16 protein-coding genes are annotated in these 18291 nt (G+C 66.0%); 12 read left to right on the top strand and 4 right to left on the bottom strand.

The window, feature by feature from the left end:
- The first annotated feature begins 278 nt into the window (after window positions 1-278).
- The 9 genes from ACNFH5_RS26620 (at window position 279) to ACNFH5_RS26580 (ending at window position 10924) form a co-directional block, all read left to right on the top strand.
- Entirely contained in the window at window positions 279-1256 is a 978-nt protein-coding gene (locus ACNFH5_RS26620) for a fatty acid desaturase (RefSeq protein WP_416751280.1), read from the top strand.
- Entirely contained in the window at window positions 1253-2047 is a 795-nt protein-coding gene (locus ACNFH5_RS26615; RefSeq protein ID WP_416751278.1) for a phosphate/phosphite/phosphonate ABC transporter substrate-binding protein, read from the top strand. The genes ACNFH5_RS26620 and ACNFH5_RS26615 overlap by 4 nt, the downstream gene beginning before the upstream one ends.
- 133 nt (window positions 2048-2180) lie before the next feature.
- Window positions 2181-2687, top strand: coding sequence for a sigma-70 family RNA polymerase sigma factor (locus tag ACNFH5_RS26610; protein WP_413352082.1), 507 nt, complete (start codon window positions 2181-2183; stop codon window positions 2685-2687).
- A complete protein-coding gene (locus ACNFH5_RS26605) occupies window positions 2684-3640 on the top strand; it encodes a FecR domain-containing protein (protein ID WP_416751275.1) in 957 nt (318 codons plus the stop codon). Before ACNFH5_RS26610 ends, ACNFH5_RS26605 begins: the two co-directional genes overlap by 4 nt.
- A gap of 120 nt (window positions 3641-3760) precedes the next feature.
- On the top strand, window positions 3761-6394 hold the full coding sequence (locus tag ACNFH5_RS26600; RefSeq protein WP_416751273.1) for a TonB-dependent receptor domain-containing protein: 2634 nt from the start codon (window positions 3761-3763) through the stop codon (window positions 6392-6394).
- Window positions 6395-6451: 57 nt separating this feature from the next.
- Entirely contained in the window at window positions 6452-7465 is a 1014-nt protein-coding gene (locus ACNFH5_RS26595; protein ID WP_416751271.1) for an ABC transporter substrate-binding protein, read from the top strand.
- Entirely contained in the window at window positions 7462-8304 is an 843-nt protein-coding gene (locus tag ACNFH5_RS26590) for an ABC transporter permease (protein WP_416751269.1), read from the top strand. Before ACNFH5_RS26595 ends, ACNFH5_RS26590 begins: the two co-directional genes overlap by 4 nt.
- A 126-nt stretch (window positions 8305-8430) precedes the next feature.
- Complete coding sequence (locus ACNFH5_RS26585) at window positions 8431-9657, top strand: EAL domain-containing protein (RefSeq protein WP_416751267.1); 1227 nt, start codon at window positions 8431-8433, stop codon at window positions 9655-9657.
- A gap of 394 nt (window positions 9658-10051) precedes the next feature.
- Complete coding sequence (locus ACNFH5_RS26580; RefSeq protein ID WP_416751265.1) at window positions 10052-10924, top strand: hypothetical protein; 873 nt, start codon at window positions 10052-10054, stop codon at window positions 10922-10924.
- A 27-nt stretch (window positions 10925-10951) separates the two neighbouring features.
- On the opposite strand, the gene ACNFH5_RS26575 is transcribed toward ACNFH5_RS26580, so the two are convergent.
- Window positions 10952-11866 (bottom strand): LysR family transcriptional regulator, encoded by a 915-nt coding sequence (locus ACNFH5_RS26575; protein ID WP_416751263.1) that lies wholly within the window; start codon window positions 11864-11866, stop codon window positions 10952-10954.
- 105 nt (window positions 11867-11971) lie between these two features.
- Here ACNFH5_RS26575 and ACNFH5_RS26570 point away from each other — a divergent pair, with 105 nt between their 5' ends.
- A complete protein-coding gene (locus tag ACNFH5_RS26570) occupies window positions 11972-12973 on the top strand; it encodes a zinc-dependent alcohol dehydrogenase family protein (protein WP_416751261.1) in 1002 nt (333 codons plus the stop codon).
- Window positions 12974-13031: 58 nt separating this feature from the next.
- Window positions 13032-13925 (top strand): LysR substrate-binding domain-containing protein, encoded by an 894-nt coding sequence (locus tag ACNFH5_RS26565; RefSeq protein WP_416751259.1) that lies wholly within the window; start codon window positions 13032-13034, stop codon window positions 13923-13925.
- A gap of 55 nt (window positions 13926-13980) precedes the next feature.
- Here ACNFH5_RS26565 and ACNFH5_RS26560 read toward each other — a convergent pair whose 3' ends face one another.
- Genes ACNFH5_RS26560 through ACNFH5_RS26550 form a run of 3 tightly spaced genes read right to left on the bottom strand, consistent with a single transcriptional unit; the run spans window position 13981 to window position 16406 of the window.
- Window positions 13981-15024 (bottom strand): NAD(P)-dependent alcohol dehydrogenase, encoded by a 1044-nt coding sequence (locus ACNFH5_RS26560; protein ID WP_416751257.1) that lies wholly within the window; start codon window positions 15022-15024, stop codon window positions 13981-13983.
- Window positions 15025-15058: 34 nt separating this feature from the next.
- Entirely contained in the window at window positions 15059-16066 is a 1008-nt protein-coding gene (locus tag ACNFH5_RS26555) for an aldo/keto reductase (RefSeq protein WP_416751256.1), read from the bottom strand.
- 10 nt (window positions 16067-16076) lie between these two features.
- Window positions 16077-16406 carry a carboxymuconolactone decarboxylase family protein gene (locus ACNFH5_RS26550; RefSeq protein WP_088421705.1) on the bottom strand — a complete coding sequence of 110 codons (330 nt, stop codon included), beginning with the start codon at window positions 16404-16406 and terminating at the stop codon, window positions 16077-16079.
- A 241-nt stretch (window positions 16407-16647) separates the two neighbouring features.
- Here ACNFH5_RS26550 and ACNFH5_RS26545 point away from each other — a divergent pair, with 241 nt between their 5' ends.
- Window positions 16648-17631: an aldo/keto reductase gene (locus tag ACNFH5_RS26545; RefSeq protein WP_416751253.1), complete on the top strand. Its 984-nt coding sequence runs from the start codon at window positions 16648-16650 to the stop codon at window positions 17629-17631.
- Window positions 17632-18291: the final 660 nt, after the last annotated feature.

Genomic DNA, 18291 nt, shown 5'->3' with positions numbered 1-18291 from the left:
GCGTGCCGCGCGGCCGTGGGTAGCCATTGCGGACGTGAAAGGGAGCCCAAGGACCCTAACATGTGGGACCACAGGGGTCGACCATGGGTTTCACCCGTATTCCGCGCGACAAGCCGCAGGCCAGAGCTGGCGGCGCCTGCAGCAGGATCTCGCCTGTCGCTCACGTCCGGGCATAAGGCTATGCCCAAAGGTTCTGCAAGATTTTCCCGCCTCGCTCCACAGACATCTCAGCGGACCTGCGTAGCGGTTCGAATCCACTGACCTGCCCGGGAGCCCCCATGCCACCTTTGCCACCCGCCGAGGCGCCGTCGGCGCTTGACTGGCAACTACTGCGCGATGCCCTGGAACGCGACCGTCTCGGCGCCAGCGAATGGCCGACCTGGCTGCTGCTGATCGGTGTCCAGGCAAGCTGGTTCGTCCTGCTGCTGGCCAGCCCCTGGCTCGGTGTGTGGCCGACCACCCTGCTGCTGGTTCCCGTCGTCGCGCTGTGGATGTCGGTTCAGCATGAACTGATGCACGGCCACCCCACCCGCCTGCCCTGGCTGAACAGACTATTGGGCTATGGTCCCTATGCCCTCTGGTATCCCTATGATCTGTACCGCGACAGCCACCTGGCCCATCACCGCGATGAGCAGTTGACCCTGCCGGGAATAGACCCGGAGAGCCGCTACATCGGCCATGCCGGCTGGCACCGCCTGCCCATGCCGGCGCGGGTGTTGCGCTGGGCCGACAAGACCGTGCTAGGTCGCCTGCTGATAGGCGCACCGATAGCCCTCTGCGGCCTCGCCATCGAAGAAGGTCTCCGGCTGCGGCGCGGCGATCGGCAGGCCTGGCTGATGTGGCCGACCCACGGCATTCTGTGCCTGGTGCTGCTGGCATTCGTGGAGCATTTCAGCCGGCTGTCCGCGCTGCACTATGTCGTCTGGGTCAGCGTACCGGCGCTGGCCCTGGGCATGCTGCGCTCCTTCTACGAGCACCGCCCCGCCGCTGCGCCGGAGCATCGCAGCGTGCTCAACGAAGCCGGCTGGCCCTGGCGGTGGCTGTTCCTCAACCTCAACCTGCACCTGGTCCATCACGACCTGCCCTGGGCGCCCTGGTACCGCCTGCCGCAGCTGTACTTCGCGCACCGCGACTACTGGCTGCAGCGCAGTGGCGGCTTCCTCGTGCGCGGCTACGGTGAACTGATCCGCCGCCACGCCGTGCGGCCCGTCGACAGCCCGCGACACCCCTTCGCCGGAACGGAGCCGACAGCATGACCCGCGCCATTGCCGAACTGCCGATGTACACGGCGCCCGAGGCCGTGCGCCACGCCAGCGAAGCCTGGATCGCCCATACGCTTGAACTGCTGGGCGTTCGCCGACAGCGCTGGCAGGGAGATGACCTGCACGCCCTGTTCCTGACCCCGGACCTGCTCTTCACCCAGACCTGTGGCTATCCGCTGATGACCGCCTTGCGCGGCCGTGTCCGACTGATCGGCCGACCGGATTTCGACCTTCCGCATAGCACCGGCGGTGAGCATTGCAGCCTGCTGCTGGTGCGCGAGGACGAACCGCGCAACGATCTCGACTCCCTGCGTGGCTGCCGGGGCGCGGCCAACAATCCCGACTCGAACACCGGCATGAACCTGCTGCGCCACGCGCTGGCTCCCTGGCAGCGAAACGGCCGCTACTTCAGCGAACTGCAGTGGAGCGGCAGCCACCGCCAGAGCCTGGCATGGCTGCGCGAAGGCAGCGTCGACCTGATCGCGATGGACAGCGTCACCTTCGCCTACCTGGCGCTCCATTCACCGGCGGAGACCCGCGGAGTCCGTTTGCTGCAACGAAGCGCGCCAAGCCCCGCCCTGCCCTATATCACCGCCACCGGCGAAGCAGACGCCAGGGACATCCGTGAGGCCATGAATCAGGCCCTCGAACAGCATCCGCACTTGTCCACCGCGCTGCGCATCCGCCGCATTCTGCCGGCAGTCGAAGCGGATTATCAGGTGCTGCTGGACTACGAGCGCGAGGCCGTCTCACTGGGTCTGGCAATGCTGCATCCGGGTCGCTGATCAGGCCTGGAAAATGTGAATTTTGGTTATAAACATCTTTTACAAAACTATTTTTAAAGAATAAGACGCCTTGCTAGGATGCCTCCACCGGAACACCGGACTCCCTCGCATCACTCAAGTTTCTGGAGCCGTCATGTCCGGTGCCGACAATTCCCATGGCCAGTATGTTGGCCTGCTGTTCCGCCAGCACTATGACTGGCTGCAAGGCCGCCTGCGACGGCACCTGGAATCCGGCGCCAGCGCCGAGGACCTGGCGGCGGAAACCTTCGTCCAGTTACTGGCCAGCCCGGTCCTGGCGCCGATCCGCGAGCCTCGCGCGCTGCTCACCACCATTGCCCGCCGCCTGCTGTTCCAGCTGTGGCGGCGCCGCGATCTGGAACGAGCCTACCTGCAAAGCCTCGATCCCGAAGCGGCCGACGAGCGCTCGCCCGAGCAGATCGCCGAACTGTTGGAAGCGCTGCAACGCATCGATCAGTTGCTGGACGGCCTGCCGGCGAAGGTGAAGGCGACTTTCCTGCTGTCGCAGATCGACGGCCTGACCTACCCGGAGATTGCCCGCACCCTGGGCATCTCCCAGCGCTCGGTGAGCGACTACATGGCCAGGGCCCTGCAGCGCTGCCTCAAGGCGAGCCTGTCATGACCGGCGAACAGGAACAGGCACTGCTGATCGAGCAGGCCACTCGCTGGCTGGTACTGCTGCGCTCCGGCCACGCCAGTCGTGAGGACTGGCAGGCGTTCATCGCCTGGCGCGAGCAGGACGTGCGCCACCAGCAACTCTGCGAACGACTGGAACACACCCTCGGCGCATTCCGCGTGGCCCAGGCCCAGGGCGTGCGCGGCGAACAACTGCAGCGCACCCTCGGCGCCGCCGGCGCGAGTCGCCGGAGATTGTTGCACGGCGCCCTGGCCGGCGCCGGTGTGATGCTCTGCGCCGGCCTGCTGGCCGACCGTCAATTGCCCCTGGAGGAGCTGACCGCGGACCTGCGCACCGCCACCGGCAGACGCCAGCGCATCACCCTCGACGATGGCAGCGAACTGGTGCTCAACGCGCGCAGCGCTGTGGACATCGACTTCACCCCGCAGCGCCGCCTGCTACGCCTGCGACGCGGGGAAATCCAGCTGCGCGTGGCCGCTGACAAGCGACCGCTGCTGGTCGCCAGCCCTTTCGGCCAGGTACTCAGCCAGGGCGGCCGCCTGCAATTGCGGCTGGACGAGGAGCGCTGCGCGGCCAGCGCACTGGAGGGTTCGCTGGAACTGGCCACCCTGGCCGGCGAGCGGATGCAGTTGCCGCGCCGCCAGCAGGTGAGCTTCGACCGCTACGCTTTCGCCCCGCCAGCGCCTTTGCAGGGCGGTGAAGGCGCCTGGGTGGACGGCCTGCTGGAAGTGCGCAACCAGCGTCTGGCGGAGGTTCTCGACGCACTGCGCCCCTACCGCAGCGGCGTGTTGCGCGTCGACCCGGCGGTGGCCGGGCTACGCGTCAGCGGACTGTTCCGCCTGGACGACAGCGACCAGGCACTGGACACCCTCGCCCGCACCTTGCCGATCCGCATCGCGCGACGCACGGACCTGTGGGTCAACGTCGGGCCCGCCTGATACCGCACCGTTACCAGGGCGGTTCTAAGGACATAACCAATCGATCTGCAAGGTTCTCGCACGCCGCTGCACAGAGATGACGTAAGCGCCGCCTTTTGTGGCGCATCCTCTGGGGGAGTCATGTCGCGTCATTCCGTTTTCATCCGCAAGGCCGGGGCGTTGACCCTGGGATCGCTCGCCGCCCTGTTCCTCGGTTCGGCGCTGGCTGCCGGGCCCTCGCAGGCCTACCACATCGCGTCGGGGCCCTTGGACGAGGTGCTGCTGTCGATCAGCCGGCAGAGCGGCCAGGTGATTTCCTTCACGCCGGAAGTGGGGCGTTACTCGTCATCGGCGGTCGATGGCACCTACTCCGCACAACAGGCGGTGGACGCCGCGCTGCGCGGCACCGGCTTGCAACTTCAGGTCAGCGAAGACGGCGCCTTCGTCGTCCGCAAGGTCGGCAACGCCAGCCAAAGGGCCAATGGCGCAGCGGCGGATTCGACCATTCCGACCCTGGACCGCGTGGTCGCCATCGGCACCCGTCGCCAGGACGCCACCGCGCTGACCAGCAGCGCGCCGGTGGATGTGATCAACGCCAGCGAGCTGGTTCAGACCGGCGCCACCAGCCTGAACCAGGCCCTGTTCCAACTGCTGCCGTCGTTCAACTTCCCGCAGAACCAGAGCGCCACCCGCGGCCAGGACCCGAAGGGCGCTTCGCTGCGCGGGCTGTCACCGGACCAGACCCTGGTGCTGGTCAACGGCAAGCGCCGGCATGCCTCGGCGGTGGTGAACATCTCCGGCGGCGTACCCTTCATCGGCGCGCAATCGGTGGACCTGGACATGATCCCCATCAGCGCCATCGACCACGTCGAAGTGCTGCGTGACGGCGCGTCCGCCCAGTACGGTTCCGACGCCATCGCCGGGGTCATCAACATCGTCCTCAAGGAACGCGACAGCGGCGGCCAGGCCAACACCCAGTTGGGCAAGTACAGCCAGGGCGATGGCTTCAGCAAGTCCGCCGACGGCTGGTACGGCCTGCCGCTGCCAGGCGACGGTTTCCTCACCCTGAGCTTCAACGGCCTGAACAACAAGCCCGACGATATCGGCGAGAAGTACCAGGCCGACGGCCAGTGGCAGGACCCACGCTGGGGCGGCGCGAGCCGGGAGAAATTCAACCTGGCGGCCAACGGCGAGATCGGCCTGGACGATGCCTGGCGCCTCTACAGCTTCGGCACCTACGGCCGCGATACCTCCTACAACAACACACCGCCACTGCTGGCCGGCAGCCCCAACAACGTGCCGCAGATTTACCCCAACGGCACCATCCCGCAGTACCGCTACCACTACGAGGATGCCTCGCTGACCTTCGGTTCGCGCTACGAGGACGAATCCCTCGGACGCTTCGACCTGTCCGCCACCTATGGCCGCGACAAACACACCGAACGCGCCTCGGACACCGTCAACCCCAGTTATGGCGTGGCCAGCCAGACCAGCTTCGACGTCGCCACCCTGATCAACGAGCAGACCAACCTGAACCTCGACTACAGCCGCGATGTGGACGTGGACTGGGCATTCAAGCCGCTGACGCTGTCCGCCGGGCTGGCCTGGCGCGACGAGCGCTACCGCCTGGAGGAAGGCGACTTCGCCTCCTACTCCTACGGCGGTATCGATGGCGTGCAGGTCGGCGCGGTGCAGGCTTCGGGGCTGACGCCGGACGATGCCGACACCTATACCCGACAGGTACGCGGACTCTACCTGGGCCTGGAAAACCAGCTGACCGAGCGCTTCCAGTTCGGCCTCGCCGCACGTACCGAGCACTACTCGGACTTCGGCGACACCACCACCGGCAAGCTCTCTGCGCGCTACGAACTGACCCCGCAACTGGGCCTGCGCGCGACCATCAACAACGCCTATCGCGCGCCCACACTCGGGCAGATCGGCACCTCCTGGACCACTACCACCAACGTCGGCGCCGATGGCAACCCGGTCCTGACCCGCATGCTGCCCGTGGACAATCCCGCGGCGCGCGCCCTGGGGGCGGAGAAGCTCAAGCCGGAGAAGTCCGACAACTACTCCCTGGGCCTGGTCTGGCGCCCCAGCGAGCAGGCCTCGCTGACTGTGGATGCCTACCAGATCGACATCCGCGACCGCATCCTCTACAGCGGCGGCATCTATGGTCCCGAGGCCGAGCGCATCCTCACCGAGGCGGGCTACGGGCAGTACAGCTGGGCGCAGTTCATGACCAACGCCGCCGACACCCGCACCCGTGGCGTGGACGTGGTGGGCAAGTACAACCTGGAACTGGGCGCCTACGGCAACCTGGCACTGTCCGCCGGCTACACCAAGACCCGCACGCGGGTGCAGAAGATTCACGAGAACCCCAACGGTTTTGTCACCGTCACCCGCGAATCCGAGGGCTACCTGGAGCACGGCTATCCGGAAGACAAGCTGGTGCTGGGCGCCGTGCACAGCTTCGGCCCGTGGACCATCAGCCTCTACGAGACCCGCTTCGGCCGATACCGCAAGTACGCCGCCGACGAGAGTGCGGCGCAGTACGACCAGACCTTCTCCGCGCAGTGGGTCACCGATCTCGACCTCAACTACGCATTCAACCGCAGCTTCAAGGTCTCGGTCGGGGCCAACAACCTCTTCGACAGCCGCCCGGACAAGTACAACGACCAACTGCGCCAGACCCCGGCCCAGCAATACAGCTACCTGTCCCCGGCCGCTCCAGAGGGAACCTTCTACTACACCAAGCTCACCTACGACTTCTGAGGCCGAACGGGCGTGCCCTGGCGCGCCCGCAACCTCACCTTCACGAGGAAACCTTGCATGCAATCGTTCAAACGCTGGTTCGGCGGTGCCGCACTCGCCCTCGGCTTGCTGACCTCCGCGGCCCACGCGGCTGACAGCAAGACGCCCATCCATTTCGGCGAACTCACCTGGGAAAGCGGCAGCCTGATCACCGAAGTCCTGCGTCTGCTGGTGGAACAGGGCTACGGCTACCCCACCGATACCCTGCCCGGCAGCACGGTCAGCCTCGAAGCGGCATTGGCACGCAACGACGTCCAGGTGATTGGCGAGGAATGGGCCGGGCGCAGCCCCGCCTGGGTCAAGGCGCAGGCCGAAGGCAAGGTATTCGGTCTGGGCGATACCGTGAAGAATGCCGATGAAGGCTGGTGGGTACCCGAGTACGTGATCAAGGGCGACCCGGCGCGCGGCATCGCGCCCCTGGCGCCCGAACTGCGTTCGGTGGCCGATCTGCCGCGCTACCACGAGGTGTTCCGTGATCCCGAGTCGCCGGACAAGGGCCGCTTCCTCAACAGCCCGACCGGTTGGACCTCGGAAATCGTCAACTCGCAGAAGCTCAAGGCGTACGGCCTGACCGACAGCTTTACCAACTTCCGCACCGGCTCCGGGGCGGCCCTGGATGCCGAGATCGCCTCGTCGATCCGACGCGGCAAGCCAGTGCTGTTCTACTACTGGTCGCCTACTCCTCTGATGGGTCGCTACAAGCTGGTACGCCTGGAAGAACCGCCGTTCGACGCCGAGGCCTGGAAGACCCTGAGCGACGCGAAGAACCCCAACCCGCGCGGCACCCGTTCGATGCCGGCGCGCCTGTCAGTCGGCGTATCCGCGCCCTTCCATCGCGACTATCCGGAACTGGTGGGCGTCTTCGAGAAGGTCGACTTCCCCATTGGCCTGCTCAATGCCTCCCTGGCGAAGATGAGCGAGACTCGCCAGCCGCCGCGCGAAGCCGCCCGCGATTTCCTCAGGGCCAACCCGCAGGTCTGGCATCCGTGGGTCAGCGAAGCGGTCCGCGCCAAGGTCGAGGCGGCGCTGTGAGTTCGAGCTTCCCGCAAGGCCTGCATCACTCCATCGCCGGGCCGGTGAACCAGTTGGTGGACAGCCTGGTCCTGAACTACGGCGACCAGTTGCGGCAGTTGTCCGACAGCCTGCTGCAACTGGTGACCCTGCTGGAAAACCTCCTGCGCCTGCCGCCCTGGTGGCTGCTCCTGACGCTACTGGGGCTGCTCGCCTGGCACGCCGGGCGCAGCTGGAAGCGCGCACTACTGCTGGTGACATTGCTGTTCCTGATCGGCGTCGTCGGACTCTGGGACAAGCTGTTGCAGACCTGCGCCCTGGTACTGGTCGCCACCGGCCTTTGCGTACTCATCGGCGTGCCGCTGGGCGTACTGCTGGCTTACCGTCCGCTGGCTCGCCGCTTGCTGATGCCGCTGCTGGACGTCATGCAGACCCTGCCCAGCTTCGTCTACCTGATCCCTGTGCTGATGCTCTTCGGCCTGGGCAAGGTACCGGCGATCTTCGCCACGCTGATCTATGCCCTGCCGCCACTGGTTCGCCTGACCGACCTGGGCCTGCGCCAGGTCGACCCTTCGGTTTGCGAAGCGGCACGCTGCCTGGGTGCCAGCCGCTGGCAGCGGCTGCGCCACGTGGAGCTGCCGCTGGCCCTGCCCAGTCTGATGGCCGGGCTCAACCAGACGGTGATGATGGCGCTGTCCATGGTGGTGGTGGCCTCGATGATCGGCGCGCGCGGCCTGGGTGAGGATGTGCTGGTGGGCATCCAGACCCTGGATGTTGGACGCGGTGTCGAGGCAGGGCTGGCGATTGTCGCGCTGGCGGTCGTCATCGATCGGGTAACGCAGGGCTACGGGAAGTGCTGACAGCCACGAAAGCCGACCCAGCAAGGCTTGATGAGATTTTCCTTACAGAAGGCCCGGAATCCTCCGCCTCTCAACGAGGACGTCATTTTCGAGAATGTGCCGGGCCATCTTCCATGGGAAAACCACATGTCTCCGCTCTCCGCGCTGGTGCTCCAAGCGTCCGGTCTGCACCGCTCGACCGCTGTCACCGCGCTGCATCACCTGGGCTACAGCTTCCTCTCGGCGGTCTCCAGCAACGCAATCGCGCTGGACCGGATGCGCAGCCAGGGCGGCGTCCACCTGCTGATCTGCGATGTGCGCATCGACCCGGTGGCGTGCCTGGAACTGCTCCAGACCGTTGCCCGCGAGCGCCTGGCCCATGGCGTCGTGGTCAGCGGTGAAATGGCCCCCGGCACCTGGAGTGCACTCTCCCACCTCCTGCAATTGCAGGGCATGAGAGTGTTCTGGCTGGGCAACGATGCAGCGACCCTGGAGCGCCTGCGGGCCCTGCTCAGTGACTTCCAGCCATCGGGCGGGCAGCTCGGGCTGCCACTGGCCGAAGCAGCCACTGACGACGACAGGGAAGCCGCTGGTCCGCTCGCGCGAGGAAAGCTGCGCGCCTACCTGCAACCCAAGGCGAACGTCGACACCGCGCAAATCTACGGATTCGAAGTGCTCGCGCGCTGGCAGCTGGAAGACGGTGCGGTGCTGCTGCCCGGAGAGTTCCTTTCGGCCCTGCGCCGCTCGGGCAGGCTCGACGGCATGCTCTTCGAGCTGATGACCCAGGCTGTCGAAGCGCTGCGCGCCCAGGGCAACAACGAACTGAAGCTGTCCTTCAACCTGGAGCCTGAGCAGATCGCCCAGACTGGTTTCGCTGCCGCCGTGGAGCGCAACCTGCGAGGCCTGGATATCGACCCCAGGCGTATCACCTTCGAACTGACCGAGTCCTCGCCACTGCACGCCCCGGCCCTGAGCCTGGAAAACGTGCTGCGTCTGCGCCTGCTGGGCTGCGGCCTGGCCATCGATGACTTCGGCTGCGGCCACTCCACCCTGCAGCGTCTGATGGAGCTGCCGTTCACCGAGCTGAAGCTCGACCGCCATCTGCTCGCCGATGTGAACAACGGCGATCCGCGCCGCCTCATCGTGCTGCGCAATGCCCTGGCGCTGGGCCGCGAACTCGGTCTGCGGGTGATCGCCGAAGGGGTGGAGAACGCCGCGCAGCTGCGCCAATTGCAGCAGCTGGGGTGCGATTGCGCCCAGGGCTATCTGTTCGGCGCGCCACTGGACGCCAGCCAGATCGGTACCTTCTTGCGCGGCGCGCCGCTGCGCCTGCAGAAACTCGAAGCGGTTCAGGCGCTGCGCCCAGCGAACTGATGCGGAAAAAGAAAACGGCTGTTGCGGACTTCCTGTCCGCAACAGCCGTCTGGATTGTCCTCAGCAAAGGACGCAGGAATTGTAGGCCATTGGCCATCAAGCCGTCTTCCCAGTACTCCCGCATGGCTGGCAAATAGGCTCAAACGCGGCAATAAACCGCAAATTCCTACAGCGATACCCACTGATTCGCTGCACATTCGTCCCAACAGTGTCGGATATACGACGATTGGCCATCGCTTTACCTCTAACAGGCGTGATGTCCGTCACTGCTTTTCGCTCTAGCTTGCCATTGAACTGTCTGGTTACCATGCCCGGCCGCACGCTGGACGCCAGGAAGGCGCACAACCACAAGGAATGCCCAGCGTTGCCCACCTCCTGTATTGGCAACCGATACATGCCCCAGACATCCGCGCGCTCGTCCCGCCGCCCGCTGTTCCGCCTGGCCCTGACCGGCGCCAGTTTCGTCATCGCTGCCGCGCTCGCCTTTTTCGCCTGGCAGGACTTCTACCCCGTGCAGGCGGCCGATGGTTGGTCCGTCGAGGTCCTGCACAAGAACGTGCAGAAGGCTGCGTCGCTGGTCCCCCTGGCTGACGGCGGCCTGCTGGTCAGCCAGGAACTGAAGAAGGACAAGGGCAACATCCTGCGAATCGGCGCCGATGGCCAGCGCCGGGTCATGGTCGATGGGCTGTCCAAGCCGGATGGCATGATCGCTGCCCAGGGCGGCTGGGTGTTCAGCCAGGAGTCCGATGGCAGGCCGGTACAGCTGCTCAAGGACGGCAAGGTCACGGACCTGTTCATGGGCCAGTCCGTCCAAGGCCTGTGGGACGACGGCGACAACCTCTACGCCATCGAAGACCGCGGTGAGAACGGCCGCCTGCTGCGCTACCGCTGGAGCGACGGAGAGCTGACCGTGCTGCGTGACCGCCTGCAGGAGACCGAATCCGTCACCCGCTGCACCGACGGCAAACTGCTCTACACCGAGAAGAAGAAAGGCGTGGTGCACCAGTTCAGCGATGACGGCCAGGACCCGGTGCTGCTCTCGGGCCTGAACCAGCCGACGTTCCTGATGTGCGACTCCCGCGGCCTGTGGATCAGCGAGGACTCGACTCATCGCGCCCGACTGCTGCTGTGGAACGGCAAGGGCGAGCCGCGCACCATCCTGTCGTTCCTCAAGGCGCCGCAATCCATCGTGCCCGACGGCAAGGGCGGCTACCTGCTGGCCGAAGGCGGCCGTAACCGCGTGCTGCAACTCACTCCGGCGAACTGAACCCATTGGGCGGCTGCCATGGCTGCCCTACTCCGCCAGCCCCGGCATCACCAGGCCGGGGATCACCTCGACCAGCGCATCAATCGCCAGGCGCACCTTGCGCGGCAGCTGCGTGGTCTGCAGCCAGACCGCATGTACCCCGTAGAGGAATCCCGGCTGCTCTGGCAGCAACTCCTCCAGTTCCCCCACCACCATCGCCTCGCTCACCAGCCAGTAAGGCAGCCACGCCAGGCCCATGCCGCGAACCGCCGCATCGGCAATGGCGGCCAGGTCATCGAAGCGCAGCCGCACGTTCGGCGCGAATTCCTCCGGCGTCATCCCTTCGCGAGGGAACAACCAGGGGTTTATCCGCCCGGAACGGTGATAAACCAGCGCCTGGTGTGCCGCCAGTTCGGCAATGCTTTGCGGTCGGCCGTGCGCCGCCAAGTATGCGGGCGCAGCGCAGACCACCATCCGCTGCCGGCCGATGCGGCGGGCGATAACGCCGGCCCTGGGTTCCGGTTCGCCGGTTCGAATGGCCAGGTCGATCTGCTCTTCTGCCAGGTCTGTCAGGCGGTCGCTGAAGCGCAGATCCAGTTCCAGTTGCGGATAGCGCTGTGCCAGCTCCAGCAACACCGGCGCCACGCATCGACGGCCAAAATGCACCGGCAGGGCCACTCGCAAGCGACCGCGTGGCTCGGCGACTTCGCCGGCGGCGAGGATGTCCGCCGCCTCTGCATCAGCCAGCAAGGCGCGGCAGCGCTCGTAGTAGATCCGCCCGGCCTCGGTCAGGCTCTGCCGGCGCGTACTGCGCGTGAGCAGCCGGGCGCCGAGGCGCTCCTCGAGAAAGCGCACGTGCTTGCCCACCATGGGCGCGGACATTTCCAGGGCATCAGCGGCTGCCGCGAAGGACCCGAGGTCCACCGCGCGGACGAACACCGCCATGCTGGTGAGGCGATCCATTCGAAACTCCTGCTTTTGACTCAGCGTTTCTATACGCCATTTATTCGCTGATTCCCATCTTCGATAGTGACTTTGCGTCGAATCACTTTCGTATTGGAGCATCACATGGAAAAAATCATCGCCCGTGCCGTTCGCTTTCATCAGATCGGCGGACCGGAAGTTCTGCGCCTCGAACAGGTGGAGATTCGCCAGCCCGGCCCGGATGAGGTGAGCGTCCGGGTCAAGGCATTGGGGCTGAACCGCGCCGAAGTGCTGCTACGCACGGACCGCTACATCGAGAGCCCGCAACTGCCCTCCGGGCTTGGCCTTGAGGCCACTGGGCTGGTCGAGGCCGTGGGCAGCCGGGTACGCGGATTCGCCCCGGGCGACGCGGTGAGCGTGCTGCCTCCGACCTCGATGCAGGAGCAACCGACCCATGCCGAACACCTGGTCGTCCCTCAGGTTCGCCTGGTGAAGAATCCGCCGGGGCAGACCTGGGCTGAAGCTGCCGCCACCTGGATGCAGTACCTCACCGCCTATGGCGCCCTGGTCCAGGTCGCCGGTCTGCGCGCCGGGGACTTTGCCGTCATCACCGCAGCATCCAGCAGCGTTGGCCTGGCGGCCATCCAGATCGCCCGGCGTGTGGGCGCAGTGCCGATTGCCGTCACCCGCACTTCGGCCAAGCGTGAAGCCCTGCTGCAGGCCGGCGCCACCGAGGTGATCGCCAGCGAGGAGGAAAACCTGCGCTCGCGGCTGATCGACATCACTGGCCAGGCCGGCGCGCGGGTGGTGTTCGACCCGGTGGGCGGCCCGATCTTCGAACCCCTGACCGCCACCATGGCCGAAGGCGGCATCCTCATCGAGTACGGTGGACTGAGCCCCGAGCCCACGCCCTTCCCGCTGTTCGAAGTGCTGAGTCGCTCGCTGGTCCTGCGCGGCTATCGCGTCTACGAAGTGCTGGAAGACCCGGAACGCCTGCAGGCGGCCAAGGACTTCATTTTCGCGGGGCTGGCCGACGGTTCGCTGCGCCCGGTGGTTGCCTGCGCCTTCGACTTCGAGGACGTGGTGGAGGCCTACCGCTACCTGGAATCCAACCAGCAGTTCGGCAAAGTCGTGGTCACGCTCTAGGCATCGGATACACTGCCCCTGCGTGGTGCCCAACCGCGCGGGTTGCAGCGGAGCCAAGATGCCAAGGGAAAATTTCAACGACCTGATCGCCTTCGTCACCGTGGCGCGCGAAGGCAGCTTCACCAAGGCGGCGGCGCAACTGGGCGTCTCCCAGTCGGCGCTGAGCCACACCATTCGCGCCCTGGAAACCCGCCTGGGCCTGCGCCTGCTGAGCCGCACCACCCGCAGTGTTTCTCCCACGGAAGCGGGCGAGCGCCTGCTGCAGACGCTCGCCCCGCGCTTCGAGGAAATCGAGGCGGAACTGGCTGCCCTCAGCGACTTCCGCGACAAGCCGGTCGGCAACCTGCGCATCACCGCCGCCGAACACGCGGCCAGTACGGTGCTCTGGCCGAAGCTGTCGAAAGTGCTGCCGGATTATCCGGACATCCGGGTCGAGGTGAGCATCGACTACGGCCTGACCGACATCGCCGCCGAACGCTTCGACGCTGGCGTGCGCCTCGGCGACCAGGTGGCCAAGGACATGATCGCCGTGCGTATCGCTCCGGACCTGTGCATGGCGGTGGTGGCCAGCCCGGCCTATCTTGCCCGCAAGGGCCGCCCACACGATGTCCCTGCGCTGGCCAGCCACGACTGCCTGAACCTGCGCCTGCCGACCTACGGCGGGCTGATGGCCTGGGAGTTCGCCAAGGACGGGCACGAAGTGAAGGCGCGGGTAGAAGGGCAACTGACCTTCAACAGCAGCCCGCACATTCTTCGCGCCGCGCTGGATGGTTTCGGCCTCGCATACCTGCCTGCCGACATGGTCACCGAGCACGTCGCCGCCGGGCGCCTGGAAAAAGTGCTGGAGGACTGGTGCCCGACCTTCCCCGGCTACCACCTCTACTACCCCAGCCGGCGGCAGAAATCCCGCGCCTTCTCGGTGCTGGTGGACGCGCTGCGCTATCAGGAATGAAAGCCGGGCGCAGTGCGCGCCCGGCGTGCCGCGTCAGAACTGGTTCAGGCCCGAATCAGGACAACGTTGCCAGGTCGATGACGAAGCGGTAGCGCACGTCGGAGCGCTCCATGCGCTCGAAGGCGTGGTTGATCTCGTCCATGCGGATCATTTCGCACTCCGGCAGGATGTTCTTCTTGCCGCAGAAATCGAGCATCTCCTGGGTCTCGGCGATGCCCCCGATGGGCGAGCCTGCAATACGCCGACGCCCCAGCAGCAGCGGGATGCTGCTGATCTCGTCGATGGGCCCGACCTGCCCGACCATCACCAACGTGCCGTCGATGTCCAGCAGCGGCATGTAGGGTTTCAGATCATGCTTCACCGGCACGGTGTCGATGATCAGATCGAAGCTGTTGGCCGCCGCCTTCATCGCCTGCGCATCGGACGACACCAGCAAGGCATCGGCCCCCAGCTCCATGGCATCGTTGCGCTTGTCCGGCGTGCGGCTGAGAACGGTCACGATGGCACCCAGGCCGACCGCCAGCTTCACCGCCATGTGCCCCAGGCCGCCAAGGCCGACTACGCCCACGCGGCTGCCCGGCCCGACGTTCCAGGTGCGCAGCGGCGAATAGGTGGTGATGCCGGCGCACAGCAACGGCGCAGCCTTGCTCAGGTCCAGCCCATCCGGCACGCGCAGGACGAACTCCTCGCGCACCACCAGTTGCTTGGAATAACCGCCCTGGGTCGCTTCGCGGGTCACGCGATCGACACCGTTGTAGGTCTGGGTATTGCCCTGTCGGCACAGTTGTTCTTCGCCCTTGCGGCACTGGTCGCACTGCTGGCAGGAGTCGACCATGCAGCCCACGGCCACGGCGTCGCCAACCTTGTAACGGGTGACCTTCGGCCCGACCGCGGTGACCCGGCCGACGATCTCGTGGCCCGGTACCATCGGGTAGCGGCTGAAGCCCCAGTCATTGCGGGCCTGGTGCAGGTCGGAATGGCAGACCCCGCAGTAGAGAACGTCCATCGCCACGTCGTTGTCGCGCAGCGAGCGGCGCTCGAAAGTGAAAGGCCCGAGCGGGTCCTTCGGGTTCTGCGCGGCGTATCCAAGGGTCTTCATCGGCATTGCTCCTGACGCTTCGAATGGATGGGCTTCAACGGCGGGCCGGGCGGCCTTCGACGGGATAGGCGGGGTCACTGTAGCCGGGCGAGGAGGCATGGCCGGGCGGCACCAGGCTGTCCACGAAGGTTTCGTCCTCGGTGGTCAGCTGCAAGTCCAGCGCGGACACGTAGCCGTCCCAGTGCTCCTCGGTGCGCGGGCCGGCGATGAGCGAGCTGACCAGCGGATTGTTCAGCACCCAGGCCAGGGAAAAAGCCGCTGGCGTGGTACCGCGGGCAGCTGCGTGCTCAGCGATGAGCTGGGCGATCTGCAGCGATTCGGGTCGCCATTCGGTCTGCTGAATGCGCTTGTCACCGCGGCCGACGCGGGAGTCCGCCGGCGGTTCGGCGCCGGGCCGGTACTTGCCGGTGAGCACACCACGGGCCAACGGGCTGTAAGGCACCACGCCGATGCCGTAGTGGCCGGCGACAGGCAGCTGCTCGACCTCGGCGGTACGATCCACCAGGTTGTACAGCGGCTCGCTGCAGATCGGCGGGTCGATGCCCAACTGGTCGGCCAGGCGCACCACTTCGGCGATGCGCCAGCCACGGAAATTCGACAGCCCGTAATAGCGCACCTTGCCCTGGCGAATCATCTCGCCTACTGCGCGCAACCCCTCTTCCAGCGGCGCGTCAACGTCGGTGCGGTGGAAGTAGAGGATGTCCAGGTAGTCGGTGCCCAGGCGCCGCAGGCTGTCTTCCACCGACTGATAGATCCACTTGCGTGACTGCCCACGGTTGTTCGGGCCGTCGCCCAGGGCGTTGCCGAACTTGCTGGCGATCACCCAGTCATCGCGCCGGTCGGCCACCGCGCGTCCGACGACCTCTTCGGAGCGACCCTTGTGATAGACGTCGGCGGTGTCGAGGAAGTTGACGCCCTGCTCGAAGGCCTTGTCGATGATGCGGCGCGAGGTCGGCTCATCGGTCTCGCCGCCGAACATCATGGCGCCCAGGCACAGGGGTGAAACTTTCAGGGCGCTGCGGCCCAGGTAACGGTATTGCATGGGGTACTCCTCAGGCGGCGTCGCGCTCGGCAAACACGCGGCGGGCAACGCCCAGCGCGGTGGAGGCCGTGGGCCAGCCGGAATAGAAAGCCAGGTGGGTGATGGCCTCGATCAGTTCCTCGCGGGTCAGGCCGTTGTCCAGCGCCTTGCCCAGGTGGAAATGGAGTTCGTTGGCCTGGTAGCGCGCCACCAGACTGGAGACGGTGACTAGGCTGCGGTCACGTGGCGAGAGGCCGGGGCGCTCCCAGACATCGCCGAACAGCACCTGATCGGTGTAGTCGGCCAGCGCCGGGGCGATGTCGCCGAAGGCCTTGTGGGCGGTGGAAGCTGGTTCGCTCATGGTGTTCTCCGCTTCGCTATTGACTGATGGGCCATGCTAGGCCCCGTCGGGCCGCTGATTAAGAGCCGAAACACGTTTGGACCTATGAGGCAGTCTCATGAATGCCCTGGCATAACCCATGAGCCAGGCTCATAGGCGAATGCGCTTTGGCCCGTCTAATCACGGCGAAAGTCCTTGAGTAAAGTCCATTCCAGAGGTTTCGCCGGGCAATCCTGCCCTTCCCGCTTCAGGAGAGACATCGATGGACAAGCGCACACTGGGCCGCAGCGGCCTGCAGGTATCGGCACTGGGCCTGGGCTGCATGGGCCTGAGCTACGGCTACGGGCCGGCGGTGGATCGCTACGATGGCATCCGTTTGTTACGCAGCGCCTTCGACAGCGGCGTGACCTTCTTCGACACCGCGGAGGCCTACGGCCCCTTCACCAACGAGGAGTTGCTGGGCGAAGCCCTGGCACCGGTGCGCGACCAGGTGGTGATCGCCACCAAGTTCGGCTTCAGGGACGGTGACGTGTCCCTGGGGTTGGACAGCCGCCCGGAGAACATTCGCGCCGTGGCGGAGGCTTCTCTCAGGCGCCTGAAGACCGACCGCATCGACCTCTTCTACCAGCACCGCGTCGACCCTAACGTGCCCATGGAAGAAGTTGCCGGCACCGTTGGCGAGCTGATCCGCGAAGGCAAGGTGAAACACTTCGGCCTCTCTGAAGCCGGCCCACAATCCATCCGCAGTGCTCACGCCGTGCAACCGGTGGCAGCGCTGCAGAGCGAGTACTCGCTGTGGTGGCGTGAACCGGAGAAGGAAATCATCCCGCTGCTGGATGAACTGGGTATCGGTTTCGTGCCTTTCAGCCCGCTGGGCAAGGGCTTCCTCACCGGCGCCATCGACGAACGCACGCAGTTCTCGGCCAACGATTTCCGCAACGTTGTGCCGCGATTCTCGGAGGAAAATCGCAAGGCCAACGCGGGCCTGATCGAGGTGCTCGGCCGCATCGCCGACAGCAAGGGCGCGACCCGCGCGCAGATCGCCATTGCCTGGCTACTGGCCCAGCAGCCGTGGATAGTGCCGATCCCCGGCACCACCAAGCTGCATCGACTGGAGGAAAACCTCGGCGCGGCCTCACTGGTGCTGGACGCCACCGACCTCAGCGCCATCGAAACGGCATTGCGCGAGATCGAGATCGTCGGTGAGCGCTATCCAGCCCATCTGCAGCAGCGCGTGGGGCGCTGACGGCCCCGCCTGGGGGAGCCCCACAGGAGCGGACTCCGTCCGCCCGCACCTTCGACAGGGCATAAGTGCGTGGTGTTCGGGATGTGGCCTCGATCGCCATAGCCGGGCGCAGCGCCCAGATCAATTGGAGTGGCGGAGATTCGATCGCGGACGGCGTCCGCTCCTACGCGGAACCATACCGCGGCAGGAGCGAGCTTGCTCACGAACAGCCCAGGCTCTCTGTCACGGGCGCTTTGGCCACACGGTTGATAGCAACTCACTGGCCGCCGTAGGAGCGAGCCGGCCGCATGCCCCGCCCGGACATCCATGGCAGGTCGGCTCGCCCCTACAGTGCCACGCCCTTCCCTCCCCAGGTCCCCGGCCCTTTCCTCTCGGGGAAAGGAGGCGCATGCCGGGTGTTCCCGTTACAGCGAATAGCAAGCCTGGCGTAGTAGCGAACTGCGTCCACGATCAACCCACCAACGCTCCGATCCAGCCGGGAGTTGAGCGAAATCATCACGGGTGAAACCGTTCCAGCACGAGCAATCCATGTCCGCACCGGCCAGCACGTAACGACGTTTCGTCTCCCTTGGATCGCGTCGGTACCATTTGCGTTCCGAACAGTTCCAAGATTCGTTTGAGCTGAAAGCACAAGGCCCGCCAATGAGCGGGCCCGTGGAA

This window comes from Pseudomonas sp. NY15435 (genome assembly GCF_048068295.1).
Lineage (GTDB): Bacteria > Pseudomonadota > Gammaproteobacteria > Pseudomonadales > Pseudomonadaceae > Pseudomonas.
Note: the sequence above shows the minus strand (reverse complement) of the source record. Positions and strands in the feature narration are given on the sequence as shown.